General features: G+C 57.8%; 12 protein-coding genes. 1 reads left to right on the top strand and 11 read right to left on the bottom strand.

Annotated elements, in window-relative coordinates; genetic code table 11:
- Positions 1-30 precede the first annotated feature (30 nt).
- Both AC1D2Q_RS16220 and AC1D2Q_RS16215 read right to left on the bottom strand, forming a co-directional pair.
- Positions 31-483, bottom strand: a complete 453-nt coding sequence (locus AC1D2Q_RS16220; RefSeq protein ID WP_477813841.1) for a PaaI family thioesterase — start codon at positions 481-483, stop codon at positions 31-33.
- The gene (locus AC1D2Q_RS16215; protein ID WP_477813840.1) at positions 480-956 is read right to left on the bottom strand and encodes a PaaI family thioesterase; all 477 of its coding nucleotides are present in this window, start codon (positions 954-956) and stop codon (positions 480-482) included. The genes AC1D2Q_RS16220 and AC1D2Q_RS16215 overlap by 4 nt, the downstream gene beginning before the upstream one ends.
- Before the next feature lie 157 nt (positions 957-1,113).
- Here AC1D2Q_RS16215 and AC1D2Q_RS16210 point away from each other — a divergent pair, with 157 nt between their 5' ends.
- A complete protein-coding gene (locus AC1D2Q_RS16210; protein WP_138866808.1) occupies positions 1,114-1,359 on the top strand; it encodes a hypothetical protein in 246 nt (81 codons plus the stop codon).
- 78 nt (positions 1,360-1,437) lie between these two features.
- Here AC1D2Q_RS16210 and AC1D2Q_RS16205 read toward each other — a convergent pair whose 3' ends face one another.
- The 9 genes from AC1D2Q_RS16205 to AC1D2Q_RS16165 all read right to left on the bottom strand — a co-directional run.
- Positions 1,438-1,839 carry an MAPEG family protein gene (locus tag AC1D2Q_RS16205; protein ID WP_477813839.1) on the bottom strand — a complete coding sequence of 134 codons (402 nt, stop codon included), beginning with the start codon at positions 1,837-1,839 and terminating at the stop codon, positions 1,438-1,440.
- A complete protein-coding gene (locus tag AC1D2Q_RS16200) occupies positions 1,839-2,576 on the bottom strand; it encodes a DUF599 domain-containing protein (RefSeq protein WP_018925112.1) in 738 nt (245 codons plus the stop codon). Before AC1D2Q_RS16200 ends, AC1D2Q_RS16205 begins: the two co-directional genes overlap by 1 nt.
- 167 nt (positions 2,577-2,743) lie before the next feature.
- A complete protein-coding gene (gene brnQ, locus AC1D2Q_RS16195; protein WP_477813838.1) occupies positions 2,744-4,057 on the bottom strand; it encodes a branched-chain amino acid transport system II carrier protein in 1,314 nt (437 codons plus the stop codon).
- Between the two features lie 384 nt (positions 4,058-4,441).
- Complete coding sequence (sucD, locus tag AC1D2Q_RS16190; RefSeq protein ID WP_007919877.1) at positions 4,442-5,323, bottom strand: succinate--CoA ligase subunit alpha; 882 nt, start codon at positions 5,321-5,323, stop codon at positions 4,442-4,444.
- Positions 5,323-6,489: an ADP-forming succinate--CoA ligase subunit beta gene (gene sucC / locus AC1D2Q_RS16185; protein WP_007919879.1), complete on the bottom strand. Its 1,167-nt coding sequence runs from the start codon at positions 6,487-6,489 to the stop codon at positions 5,323-5,325. The genes sucD and sucC overlap by 1 nt, the downstream gene beginning before the upstream one ends.
- Before the next feature lie 199 nt (positions 6,490-6,688).
- Complete coding sequence (gene lpdA / locus AC1D2Q_RS16180; RefSeq protein WP_018925110.1) at positions 6,689-8,125, bottom strand: dihydrolipoyl dehydrogenase; 1,437 nt, start codon at positions 8,123-8,125, stop codon at positions 6,689-6,691.
- A 110-nt stretch (positions 8,126-8,235) separates the two neighbouring features.
- A complete protein-coding gene (odhB, locus tag AC1D2Q_RS16175) occupies positions 8,236-9,453 on the bottom strand; it encodes a 2-oxoglutarate dehydrogenase complex dihydrolipoyllysine-residue succinyltransferase (protein WP_477813837.1) in 1,218 nt (405 codons plus the stop codon).
- A gap of 42 nt (positions 9,454-9,495) precedes the next feature.
- Positions 9,496-12,327, bottom strand: coding sequence for a 2-oxoglutarate dehydrogenase E1 component (locus AC1D2Q_RS16170; RefSeq protein WP_477813836.1), 2,832 nt, complete (start codon positions 12,325-12,327; stop codon positions 9,496-9,498).
- A gap of 262 nt (positions 12,328-12,589) precedes the next feature.
- A partial coding sequence (locus AC1D2Q_RS16165; protein WP_477813835.1) for a succinate dehydrogenase iron-sulfur subunit occupies positions 12,590-13,228 on the bottom strand: 639 nt, incomplete at its 5' end.

Genomic DNA, 13,228 nt, shown 5'->3' with positions numbered 1-13,228 from the left:
GCGGGTTGTCCTCAGAGTTGGGGGCTGAGATCAGGATTTCAAGGGCTCTTCGATTTTGAAGTGCGCCCGGGCCATGGCAATGGGCTCGGCTTCAGTGCTTTGCCAGGCGGTAATCGCCACGTTTGCCACCCGCCGCCCCTGCCGGCAAACCTGGCAACGAGCCCAGGTATCGCGAAACTGCCCCACGCGCAGGTAGTCGAGGGAGAAGTCGATAATCTTCGGTACGCCGGGCGAGCCGGTGAAAATCAACAGGTGCAGCGCTGCCGAGAGCTCCATGAACCCGGCAATCACCCCGCCATGAATCGCCGGCAGTAAAGGGTTACCAATGTTGTCTTTGTTGGCCGGCAGACGAAACAGCAGCTCATCTCCTACCCGCGAACATTCGACGCCGATCAGCTCGGCGTAAGGAATCAGCTGCAGCAGCGCGGCGTAGTCCCTCTGCGCATGAGCCTGTTGAAGCTGTTCCTTAAACGTGTCGGTCATTTCGTACCTCCGGCAATGACACCGCCAAAGCTTTTAGTACCTTTGACGCCCTTGCCCATGCGCATGAAGGTGCCCACCACGTGGGCGATGGGCTGTTCGGGGTCGTCCTGATAGGCAAAACCGCGTGCGAAGATCACGTCAGTGGTCACTCGGTAGCATTGGGCGAAGCCGAACACGTCCTTGTGCGGCTCGGCGGCGTGCATGTAATCGATGCGCAAGTCGAGCGTCGGGCAGACCTCGAACTCGGGCAGCACACAGAGGGTGGCCATGCCGCAGGCGGTGTCCATCAACGAGGTCAGCGCACCGCCATGAATCACCCCGGTTTGCGGGTTGCCGACGATCTGCCGGCTGTACGGGAGAATTACCGTCAGCCCTTCGCCGCTGGCGCTGTGAACGCGCATGCCGAGTACCTGACAATGGCGCAACGCCGACAGGAATCGCGTCGCACGCTCAAAAACGGGGTTTTCGGCCATTTGATAAAGCGCTCCTTAGTGTCCGGGCAAAGTAGCAGGCTAAAGGGCAAAAGTTCCGTGGCAAAACAAACTTATATATCTGAGTGATTTGAGGAACTTAACCCTGATCGCTGTGCTCGAAAGGCCAGTAGATATTTTCCATCAGGAGAAACACCCCATGCGTAAGACTTTAGCTATTGCCTTGATGTTGACCGCTTCCCTCGGTCTCGCTGCCTGCGATAAAAAATCCGAGGACAAAGCTCAAGATGCCGCCAAACATAGTGAGCAAGCTCAGGAAAAAATGAGCGAAGCTCAGGATAAAGTGAACGAGGCAGCGAAAGAAAACGCCGATGCTGCCAAAGCTCAGGCCGAATCGAACGCAGCAGCGGCAAAAGAAGCCGCGCCGGAAGCACCTAAAAACTAAAAGCGTTTTTTTGTGATAAAAGAAAACCCGCCAAGTGCGGGTTTTCTTTTATCTGCAGCTTTTGTTCGCAACGCAGTCTTAGAGCAAAATTGTCCTAAAAGTCGGACTAATCATCAGCAACAACGAACACACTAATCCGACGAACCACACCAGGCTGCGCTGCCAGGCCAGATCAGCCCAATAACACAGTAAGTAGATAACGCGCGCGATCACGAAGATGATCGCCAGTGTATCGATCAGCCATCCCGCCGTTTGCGTGGTGTGCGCCATCAACACCCCTACCGCAAACAAAATGAACGCCTCGAAGCTGTTCTGGTGGGCCGCCAATGCCCGAGCGCCGAAACCGGTAAGTTGCGCCTGTTGTTGACGCGGCAGGTGATTGTTGTAACCGCCCTGCTCGTTCATGGCTTTGGCCACCGGGATCTTTGCCAGGAAAATCAACAAAGCACTGATAAACACACACCAGAATGGAATACTCATCAAGCCGCCTCTTTGTTCAGCTCAGGCAATGGCGCCTCTGTAGGTGTATAGACCATCACGTCAAGAACATCGGAGTGAAACTCGCGGCGATACAATACCAACACGACACCGGCGCTCATCAACATGAACAACCAGGGGCTGACAAACCACGCCAGCATGCTCATGCCGAAGTAATAGGAACGCAGACCGAAGTTGAACTGGTTGGCCGCCATGGAGATGACACGGGCGGCTCGGGAAGCAAAGGCGTTACGCTCTTGCTCGGACACATGCCGCTCACCGATCATCGGTGCCGAACCCACGAGAATGGCCGCAAAGTTGTACTGACGCATGCACCAGCTGAACGTAAAGAACGCATAGACAAACACCAGCGCCAGGCACAACAACTTGATCTCCGACATGCCTTGGGAAGCCTGTTGCACCATCGGGATATCCGCAAGCAACGACACGGCTCTTTCGGATGCACCCAACACCGTGAGAATACCGGCCAGGATAATCAATGTGCTGGAAGCAAAGAACGAGGCGTTGCGCTCCAGGTTACCGATCACGCTGGCATCGGCGATGCGGTTGTCGCGCAACAGCATGCGGCGCATCCAGTCTTCGCGGTACAGGTGCAGCACACTGGCCAGGCATGCGGTGTCACGGCCCTTCCATGTCGCGTAACGGGTGTAGCCACCCCAGCAGACGACAAACCAGAGCGCGGCGAGGATGTGGATCAGATTGGCGTGGATGAACGACATGCAGTTCCTTGTGATGTGTAGACGATGATGAAACCTGCGGATAGTGCTTCGACGTTAACCCAAGGAAAAAGACACTGCATCACGCGCATAAAAAATGCCCCGTATCGATTGATACGGGGCATTTCCATTTGTAGCTCAAGCCCGCTTGTGGCGGGTCATGAAGCGGCTTAAGCCAGCGCTTCTTCGCGCTTGCCCAGCAGGCGGTCGCAAGCCACGGCAACCACCAGGGTCATGACCGACGGCACCAGCCACGCCAGGCCCTGCTCGCTCAGCGGCAGGTGAGCCAGTTGAGCCGGCATCCAGTCGGCGAGACCGGCGCCCTTGAGGGCGTCGATCATGCCGAAAATGAACGACACCAGCATCACCGGACCGACGATGCGGCCCTGCTCATGCCAGAAGTCCTTGCAGAAGCTCAGGGCCACCAGAGCGATGCACGGAGGGTAGATGGCGGTCAGTACCGGGATCGAGAACGCAATCAGCTTGGTGAGGCCCAGGTTGGACACCAGCAGGGAAAACGCAGCCAGGATGATCACCAGGGTCTTGTAGGACAGTGGCAGCACACGGCTGAAGTATTCGGCACAGGCGCAGGTCAGACCGACCGCTGTCACCAGGCAGGCCAGGGAGATCAGCACCGCGAGGAAACCACTGCCCAGAGAACCGAAGGTGTGCTGCACGTAGGCGTGCAATACCGCCGCGCCGTTGGAGGCACCGGCGGCCACTTCATGGCTGCCCGAACCGAGACGGAACAGGCTGACGTAAACCAGCGCCAGGCCTACACCGGCAATCAGCCCGGCAATGATCGCGTAACGGGTGATCAACACCGGCGACTCCACGCCACGGGAGCGGATCGCGTTGACGATGACAATGCCGAATACCAGCGCGCCCAGGGTATCCATGGTCAGGTAGCCATTGATAAAGCCCTGGGAGAACGGTGCCGCCACGTATTCAGGGGTCGCCACGCCGACGTCACCGGCCGGCAACGCGAACGCTGCGATGCCGAGAACGGCCAGGGCGATGATCTTCAGCGGTGCGAGGAACCGTCCTACGGTGTCCAGCAGACGGCCCGGATAGAGCGAGATGAAGAACACCACCAGGAAGTACACCGAGCTATAGAGAAACAGCGCCAACGGGCTTTCGCCGGTCAGTGGCGCCAAACCCACCTCGAATGACACGGTCGCAGTGCGCGGCGTGGCGAACAGCGGGCCGACAGCGAGGTAGCACGCGGCTGCCAGCAGGCCACCGGCGATTTTACCGATCGGGCCGCTCAAGGTATCCATTGCACCACCGACCTTGGCCAGGGCAACAACGGTGATCACCGGCAGACCGACTGCGGTGATCAGGAAACCCAGCGCCGCCATCCAGACATTAGGCCCGGACTGCAAACCGACGATAGGCGGGAAGATGATGTTGCCAGCCCCGACGAACAGGGCAAATGTCATGAAGCCCAATGCCAGGATGTCCTGGCCTTTCAACACTTTCATTAAGGAAATACCACACTACTGAATCGGAATTTAGAGAGGGATTTCCCTTATGGGTGAGGGAAATGCTGTCGATCCGTATAGGACTGACCCGTTTAGCGCGCCGCAGCCTTGTGAGCCGCAAACGCAAAAATGGCGGCTAGCCTAACGAATTTGCCCGCCAAACGCACTATTACAGGGCGAACTATCCGATACGCGACATTTCAATGTCGTGTTTACCTATCTAATTTTCCTTGAAGATCAAAAGATCGCAGCCTTCGGCAGCTCCTACAGTGAATGCGATTCCATGCAGGAGCTGCCGAAGGCTGCGATCTTTTGATCCGCACAAACGACAAAGGCCACCCGAAGGTGGCCTTTGTTTGGTGAAGCGTCAGTTAAGCGCGAGGCTTACTTGACGGCCCAACCGGTCAGCTCGGCCAGGGCCTTGCCGATGTCTGCCAGCGAACGCACGGTTTTAACGCCTGCGTCTTGCAGCGCAGCGAATTTCTCGTCTGCAGTGCCTTTGCCGCCAGAGATGATTGCACCAGCATGGCCCATGCGCTTGCCCGGAGGAGCAGTCACACCAGCGATGTAGGAAACAACCGGCTTGGTCACGTGTGCCTTGATGTAGGCAGCCGCTTCTTCTTCAGCCGAACCGCCGATCTCGCCGATCATCACGATCGCCTCGGTCTTCGGGTCTTCCTGGAACAGCTTCAGGATGTCGATGAAGTTGGAACCCGGGATCGGGTCACCACCGATGCCGACGCAAGTCGACTGACCGAAACCGGCGTCAGTAGTCTGCTTCACAGCTTCGTAGGTCAGGGTGCCGGAACGGGAAACGATACCGACCTTGCCTGGCAAGTGAATGTGACCTGGCATGATGCCGATCTTGCATTCGCCTGGAGTGATCACGCCTGGGCAGTTAGGACCGATCAGGACTACGCCCAGCTCGTCGCACTTGACCTTGGCATCCAGCATGTCCAGGGTAGGAATGCCTTCAGTGATGCAAACGATCAGCTTGATGCCGCCGAAAGCTGCTTCCAGGATGGAGTCCTTGCAGAAAGGAGCTGGAACGTAGATCACGCTGGCGGTGGCGCCAGTGGCAGCTACAGCGTCTTTCACGGTGTTGAACACTGGCAGACCCAGGTGCTCGGTGCCGCCTTTGCCTGGAGTTACGCCGCCAACCATCTTGGTGCCGTATTCGATGGCTTGCTGGGTGTGGAAACTACCTTGCGAACCGGTAATACCCTGGCAGATAACTTTGGTGTCTTTATTGATCAGGACGCTCATTATTTGCCCTCCGCAGCTTTGACAACTTGTTGAGCAGCGTCGGTCAGGCTGGTAGCAGCGATGATGTTCAAACCGCTTTCTGCCAGTACTTTAGCGCCCAGCTCAGCGTTGTTGCCTTCAAGGCGAACAACAACCGGGATTTTCACGCCGACTTCTTTCACAGCGCCGATGATGCCTTCGGCAATCATGTCGCAACGAACGATGCCGCCGAAGATGTTGACCAGTACTGCAGCGACGTTAGTGTCGGACAGGATGATCTTGAACGCTTCGGTTACGCGTTCTTTGGTAGCGCCGCCGCCCACGTCGAGGAAGTTGGCTGGTTTGCCGCCATGCAGGTTGACGATGTCCATGGTACCCATGGCCAGGCCAGCACCGTTGACCATGCAACCGATGTTGCCTTCCAGCGCTACGTAGTTCAGTTCGAACTTGGCAGCGTGCGCTTCGCGCGGATCGTCTTGCGACGGATCGTGGAAAGTCTTCAGCTTAGGCTGACGGTACATGGCGTTGGCGTCGATGTTGATCTTGGCATCGAGGCAATGCAGATCGCCGTCAGCCTTGATCACCAGCGGGTTCACTTCCAGCAGAGCCAGGTCGTGATCCTTGAACAGCTTGGCCAGACCTACGAAGATCTTGGCGAACTGAGCAACTTGCTTACCTTCCAGACCCAGCTGGAATGCCAGCTCGCGACCCTGGAATGGCTGAGCGCCAACCAGTGGATCGATAGTGGCTTTCAGAATTTTTTCTGGAGTGTCGTGAGCGATTTTCTCGATGTCCACGCCACCTTCGGTGGAAGCCATGAACACGATGCGACGGCTCGAACGGTCAACGACAGCGCCCAGGTACAGCTCTTTAGCGATATCAGTGCACGATTCAACCAGGATTTTGGTGACTGGCTGACCATTGGCGTCAGTCTGGTAAGTCACCAGACGCTTGCCCAGCCACTGCTGTGCGAATGCTTTAGCGTCTTCTTTGCTGCGAACCAGCTTTACGCCGCCCGCTTTACCGCGACCACCGGCGTGAACCTGGGCTTTGACAACCCATTCGCTGCCGCCGATTTTGTCGCAAGCTTCTGCTGCTGCTTCCGGGGTGTCTACCGCGTAACCGGTGGATACTGGYAGGCCGTACTCAGCGAACAGCTGCTTACCCTGATACTCGTGAAGATTCATGCTTATTACCGTCTTCGTTAGGTACTGCGCATTCGGTGCTGCACTCATTCAAGTGCCGCACCACCTGTGACTGCTGCTTGCGTAACCTTTCCGGGTACCCGGTGCAGCTACGCAAGACTGCGTCCAGCGGACATTCCGCGGTGAGTCTTGCTCGCAAGGCTCACGACGGGCCGTACCGCCGTGGTTTCTTATTATCCGCTTAGCGTTTCTTGCGGTTGGCGATGTGGATGGCGCCGCCATTCACTGCCAACGCTGCTTCGTGCAAGGCTTCAGACAGGGTCGGATGGGAGAAAACCATCATGCCCAGGTCTTCAGCGCTGGTGCCGAATTCCATGCCGATCGCGCCTTGCTGAACCAGTTCTGCTGCGCTCGGGCCAATCACGTGGACGCCCAATACGCGGTCAGTCTTGGCATCAGCGATGACCTTGACGAAACCACCGGTATCGTTGGCGGCCATGGCACGGCCAGAGGCTGCGAACGGGAAGGTGCCGACGTTAACTTCTACGCCTTCAGCTTTCAAGGCCTGCTCGGTTTTACCGACCCACGCGATTTCCGGGTGAGTATAAATAACCGAAGGGATCAGATCATAGTTCATCTGGGCTTTGTGGCCCTTGATGCGCTCGACAACCATGATGCCCTCTTCCGAGGCTTTGTGAGCCAGCATCATGCCGCGAACCACGTCACCGATGGCGTAAACGCCCGGTACGGTGGTGGCGCAGTGATCGTCAACGTGCACGAAACCGCGCTCGTCGAGGGTCACGCCGCAATCGGCAGCCAGCAGATCAGTGGTCACCGGACGGCGACCAACGGCTACGATCAGCTTGTCGAAAGTGATGTTCTGTTCGCCGTTGGCATCGGTGTAGTTCACAACGACTTCGTCGCCGTTCACTTTGGAACCGGTCACGCGAGCGCCCAGCTTGATGTCCAGACCCTGTTTGGTCAGGGTTTTCAGCGCTTCCTTGGAAACAGCGGTGTCCGCTGCCATCAGGAAGGTATCCAGTGCTTCGAGAACGGTGACTTCGGCGCCCAGACGGGACCATACCGAACCCAGTTCCAGACCGATAACACCAGCGCCGATTACACCCAGGCGTTTTGGTACGGATTGGAATTCCAGAGCGCCGGTAGAGTCAACGATCACATTCTGGTCGACCGGAGCCGGTGGAATATCGATCGGACGCGAGCCCGGAGCCAGGATGACGTTTTCGGCTTCGATGACTTCAACCGAACCGTCAGGCTTGGTGACTTCGACTTTCTTGCCAGCCAGCAGTTTGCCGTGGCCCTGGATCGAAGTGACGCCGTTAGCCTTGAACAGCGTTGCAACGCCGGAGGTCAGGCCTTTGACGATGTTGGCTTTACGGCCGACCATTGCTGGCACGTCCATGGTCACGCCAGCGTGGTTGATACCGTGGATCGCGAAGCCGTCTTGCGCTTCGTGAAACTTCCAGGAGCTGTCCAGCAGCGCCTTGGATGGAATGCAGCCGACGTTCAGGCAAGTACCGCCGAGGGCCAGTTTGCCTTCCTTGTCGGTGTATTTCTCGATGCAGGCAGTGGTGAGGCCCAGTTGCGCTGCTTTAATGGCAGCCACGTAGCCGCCAGGGCCCGCGCCAATCACTACCACGTCGAATTTCTGAGTCATGTGTCATTCCTTCTCGAATCAAACCGGACGGCCCCTTTTGAGGACCGTCGTGGGACGAAGCTGGTCATTACAGAAGGGCCGTCCATCATTGAACGGCCCGTGCAACGAAATCAGATATCCAGCAGCAAACGAGCCGGGTCTTCCAGCAGGTTCTTGATGGTCACCAGGAAGGTCACAGCTTCTTTGCCATCGATCAGACGGTGATCGTAGGACAGCGCCAGGTACATCATCGGACGGATAACGACTTGACCGTTGATCGCCATAGGGCGCTGGATGATGTTGTGCATACCCAGAATCGCAGCCTGCGGCGGGTTGACGATCGGAGTCGACATCATCGAACCGAAAGTACCGCCGTTGGTGATGGTGAACGTGCCGCCGGTCATTTCTTCCATCGACAGTTTGCCGTCACGGGCTTTCTTGCCGAAGGTAGCGATGCCGCCTTCGATTTCAGCCAGGCTCATCAGTTCGGCGTTACGCAGAACCGGTACAACCAGACCGCGGTCGCTGGAAACAGCCACACCAACGTCGGCGTAGCCGTGGTAAACGATGTCGGCACCGTCGATCGACGCGTTGACAGCCGGGAAGCGTTTCAGCGCTTCGGTAGCCGCTTTCACGAAGAACGACATGAAGCCCAGGCGTACGCCGTTGTGGGACTTCTCGAACAGGTCCTTGTACTTCGAACGCAGGGCCATGACTTCGGTCATGTCGACTTCGTTGAAAGTGGTCAGCATGGCCATGTTCGATTGAGCTTCAACCAGACGCTCGGCAACCTTGGCACGCAGACGGGTCATCGGAACGCGTTTTTCTACGCGGTCGCCAGCAGCGAATACCGGAGCCGAAGCAGCCGGTGCGGCAGCCTTGGCAGGTGCAGCAGCCGGAGCGGCTTTCTTGGCGGCAACAGCTGCTACCACGTCTTCCTTGGTCACACGACCGCCTTTGCCAGTGCCGGCAACGGAAGCGATGTTGATGCCGTTTTCTTCAGCCAGCTTGCGAGCAGCCGGTGCAGCAACAGGATCGTCTTCGCCTACTTCGGCAGGAGCAGCGGCAGCAGCGGCAGGTGCAGCAGCGGCGGCTGGAGCGGCAGCAGCACCGCCCTCACCGATGGAGCCCAGAACTTCGTCGGACAGAACGGTGTCGCCTTCGTTCTTGACGATCGCGCCCAGCACGCCATCAGCGGTGGCCAGAACTTCCAGTACGACTTTGTCGGTTTCGATGTCGACGATCAGTTCGTCACGCTTGACGGCGTCGCCCGGCTTTTTGTGCCAGGTGGCAACGGTGCCATCGGCAACCGATTCCGGGAAAGTGGGGGCTTTGATTTCGATAGCCATTATCTGTGGGTCCTTAAATTCGGTTTCAGGTGCGCGAAGGCGTTAAACAGTGAAAGCATCTTGCAGCAGTTGTTCCTGCTGCTCGGCGTGCATCGAAGCGTAACCGCAGGCAGGTGCGGCAGACGCCTCACGACCAGCGTATTCCAGGACCAGGCCTTGTTTGTGGTTGGTCAGGCTGCGACGCATGTGATGCTGGCTGCTGTACCAGGCGCCCTGGTTCATCGGCTCTTCCTGGCACCAGACCACGTTTTCGAGGTTGGTGTAAGGGGCGAGCGCCTCCATCAGGTCGTCCTCAGGGAACGGATACAGCTGCTCGATACGCACGATGGCGATGTCTTCACGACCTTCGGCACGGCGTTTTTCCAGCAGGTCATAGTAGACCTTGCCGCTGCACAGGATCATGCGAGTGACCTTTTTCGGATCAAGCGCATCGATTTCCGGGATCACGGTCTGGAACGAACCTTCGGCCAGATCTTCCAGGGTCGAGATGGCCAGCTTGTGACGCAGCAACGACTTCGGAGTCAGGACTACCAATGGTTTGCGCAGCGGGCGAATCACCTGACGACGCAGCAAGTGGTAGATCTGGGCCGGCGTAGTCGGCACGGCTACCTGAATGTTGTGCTCGGCGCACAGCTGCAGGTAACGCTCCAGGCGAGCCGAGGAGTGCTCAGGACCCTGGCCTTCATAACCGTGCGGCAGCAGCATGGTCAGACCGCAGAGACGGCCCCACTTGTGCTCGCCACTGGTGATGAACTGGTCGACAACCACCTGGGCACCGTTGGCGAAGTCGCCGAACTGGGCTTCCCAGATAACCAGAGCGTTCGGCTCGGTGGTCGAATAACCGTATTCGAACGCCAGAACCGCTTCTTCGGACAGCAGCGAGTCGTACAGATCGAAGCGCGGCTGACCTTTGTACAGGTGCTGCAGCGGAATGTAGGTGCTGGCATCTTTCTGGTTGTGCAGCGCCGCATGACGGTGCGAGAAAGTACCGCGGCCTACGTCCTGGCCAGTGATGCGAATCGGGTGACCTTCGAACGCCAGGGTCGCGTACGCCATGGTTTCAGCGTAACCCCAGTTGATCGGCAGGCCGCCGGCTTGCATCTTCTGACGGTCTTCGTAGATTTTCGAGACCTGGCGCTGAACCACGAAGCCTTCCGGAATTTCCAGCAGCTTGGCGGACAGTTCCTGCAAGGTTTTCAGATCGAAGCGAGTGTCGTGACGCGCGGTCCAGGCGTGGCCCAGATACGGACGCCAGTCCACGAACAACTCTTTGTTCGGCTCTTTGACCAGGCTTTTTACAACATGCAGACCGTTGTCCAGCGCGTTGCGGTATTCGTCGACTTTCGCCTGAACACGCTCTGCGTCCAGTACACCGCTCTGGGTCAGACGATCGGCATACAGCTCACGGGTGGTGCGCTGTTTGGCAATCTGCTGATACATTAGAGGCTGGGTACCGCTTGGCTCGTCGGCCTCGTTGTGGCCGCGACGACGGTAGCAGACCAGATCGATCACTACGTCGCGCTTGTACTGCATGCGGTAGTCGATGGCCAGCTGGGTCACGAACAATACGGCTTCCGGATCATCACCATTCACATGGAGGATCGGCGCCTGGATCATTTTCGCGACGTCGGTGCAGTACTCGGTGGAACGCGAGTCTTCCGGATTGCTGATGGTGAAGCCGACCTGGTTGTTGATCACCAGGTGGATCGTGCCGCCAGTCTTGAAGCCGCGGGTCTGCGACATCTGGAAGGTTTCCATGACCACGCCCTGACCGGCGAATGCCGCGTCACCGTGGATGGAGATCGGCAGAACCTTCTCGCCGGTAGGGTCGTTACGACGATCCTGACGGGCGCGAACCGAACCCTCGACCACTGGAGAAACGATTTCCAGGTGAGACGGGTTGAAAGCCATGGCCAGGTGAACTTCACCGCCGGTGGTCATGACGTTGGACGAGAAGCCCTGGTGATATTTAACGTCACCGGAACCCAGCTCGACCTTCTTCTTGCCTTCGAACTCGTCGAACAACTCGCGCGGGTTCTTGCCGAAGGTGTTGACCAGCACGTTCAGACGGCCACGGTGGGCCATGCCGATCACGATTTCCTTGGTGCCGTAGGAACCGGAACGCTGGATCAGCTCGTCGAGCAGCGGAATCAGGCTCTCGCCACCTTCCAGACCGAAACGCTTGGTGCCCGGGTATTTGGTGCCCAGGTATTTTTCCAGGCCTTCAGCGGCGGTAACGCGCTCAAGCAAATGGCTCTTGATGTCGGCGGAGTACGTCGGACGGCCGCGCACGCTTTCCAGACGCTGCTGGAACCACTGGCGCTGCTCGGAATCGACGATGTGCGTAAATTCAGCGCCGATGGTGCGGCAATATGTCTGCTGCAACGCTTCGTGAATTTCGCGTAGGCTCGCCTCCTCTTTGCCGATGAACAGGTCGCCGGCACGGAAGGTCGTATCAAGATCGGCATTGGTCAAGCCGTAATGATTGATTGACAGGTCTGCAGGTGCAGGACGCTGCCACAGCCCCAGCGGGTCAAGCTGGGCTGCCTGGTGGCCACGCATACGGTAGGCCTGGATCAATCGCAGCACTTCAACTTGCTTCTTCTCGTGCTCACTGCTCACGCTGCCGGCGGAAACCGGTTGGGCGCGGCGCTGGTTCTTTGCCAGCAAGACGAAATGATCGCGAATTGTGGAGTGCGAAACATCGGTGGCAGTGTTGCCATCAGCAGGCAACTTCTGGAAGTAGGTGCGCCACTCTTCTGGCACAGCGTTAGGGTCGTGCAGGTAGAGCTCGTAGAGCTCTTCCACATAGGCAGCGTTACTACCGGAAAGGTAGGCGCTGTTCCACATGCGCTGCATCACGCTTTCTTGCATGCTTGGTCACCCTCGGTTAGGGGAACACCACCGGCGTCGACACCGAGCAAACTTGCAGAAGTCCGAATGCAGCGACTAAAACAAGCCACTTAGGATCACGCTGATAGTCCGGGTACCAGCCCGGATGCCCCTGCTTGTCTCATTTCTTCAAAATAAGAGCCGCAGCCTTATGGGCTGCTGCTCAGGTTAAAACTACGGCGCCGGTTGAAGCCTGCGCCGTAGCATCTACGGGTACAGCGGTTCTACGGGTACAGCAGCTGAATCACACGCCGCTTTGCAGCAGCATGTTACGGATGTGACCGATAGCCTTAGTCGGGTTCAGGCCTTTCGGACAAACGTTGACGCAGTTCATGATGCCCCGGCAGCGGAAAACGCTGAACGGGTCATCCAGCGAAGCCAGACGCTCGGACGTCTTGGTGTCGCGGCTGTCTGCCAGGAAGCGGTACGCTTGCAGCAGGGCAGCCGGGCCCAGGAACTTGTCCGGGTTCCACCAGAAGGACGGGCACGAAGTCGAGCAGCAAGCGCACAGGATGCACTCGTACAGACCGTCGAGCTTTTCACGCTCTTCCGGGGACTGCAGACGTTCGATGGCCGGAGCCGGCGTGTCGTTCTGCAGGTATGGCTTAACCTTTTCGTATTGCTTGTAGAAGATGCTCATATCGACGACCAGGTCACGGATAACCGGCAAACCTGGAAGAGGACGAACGATCAGCTTGTTACCTTTTACGACGGCAGACAGCGGCGTGATGCACGCCAGACCGTTTTTGCCGTTGATGTTCATGCCGTCGGAACCGCAAACACCTTCACGGCAAGAGCGACGATAGGAGAAACCTTCGTCCTGCTCTTTGATCAGGGCCAGCACGTCCAGCACCATCAGGTCTTTACCACCGGTATCAACCTG

The sequence above is a fragment of the Pseudomonas sp. P1_A1 genome, from assembly GCF_056406935.1.
This window is presented reverse-complemented; position numbering and strand designations above follow the sequence as displayed.

Excerpts from the sequence above, each read along its gene's own strand:
- AC1D2Q_RS16220 (WP_477813841.1), bottom strand. The coding sequence starts at position 483 with ATGACCGACACGTTTAAGGAACAGCTTCAACAGGCTCATGCGCAGAGG.
- odhB (WP_477813837.1), bottom strand. The coding sequence starts at position 9,453 with ATGGCTATCGAAATCAAAGCCCCCACTTTCCCGGAATCGGTTGCCGAT.
- lpdA (WP_018925110.1), bottom strand. The coding sequence starts at position 8,125 with ATGACTCAGAAATTCGACGTGGTAGTGATTGGCGCGGGCCCTGGCGGC.
- AC1D2Q_RS16210 (WP_138866808.1), top strand. The coding sequence starts at position 1,114 with ATGCGTAAGACTTTAGCTATTGCCTTGATGTTGACCGCTTCCCTCGGT.
- brnQ (WP_477813838.1), bottom strand. The coding sequence starts at position 4,057 with ATGAAAGTGTTGAAAGGCCAGGACATCCTGGCATTGGGCTTCATGACA.
- AC1D2Q_RS16170 (WP_477813836.1), bottom strand. The coding sequence starts at position 12,327 with ATGCAAGAAAGCGTGATGCAGCGCATGTGGAACAGCGCCTACCTTTCC.
- AC1D2Q_RS16205 (WP_477813839.1), bottom strand. The coding sequence starts at position 1,839 with ATGAGTATTCCATTCTGGTGTGTGTTTATCAGTGCTTTGTTGATTTTC.
- AC1D2Q_RS16215 (WP_477813840.1), bottom strand. The coding sequence starts at position 956 with ATGGCCGAAAACCCCGTTTTTGAGCGTGCGACGCGATTCCTGTCGGCG.
- AC1D2Q_RS16200 (WP_018925112.1), bottom strand. The coding sequence starts at position 2,576 with ATGTCGTTCATCCACGCCAATCTGATCCACATCCTCGCCGCGCTCTGG.
- sucD (WP_007919877.1), bottom strand. The coding sequence starts at position 5,323 with ATGAGCGTCCTGATCAATAAAGACACCAAAGTTATCTGCCAGGGTATT.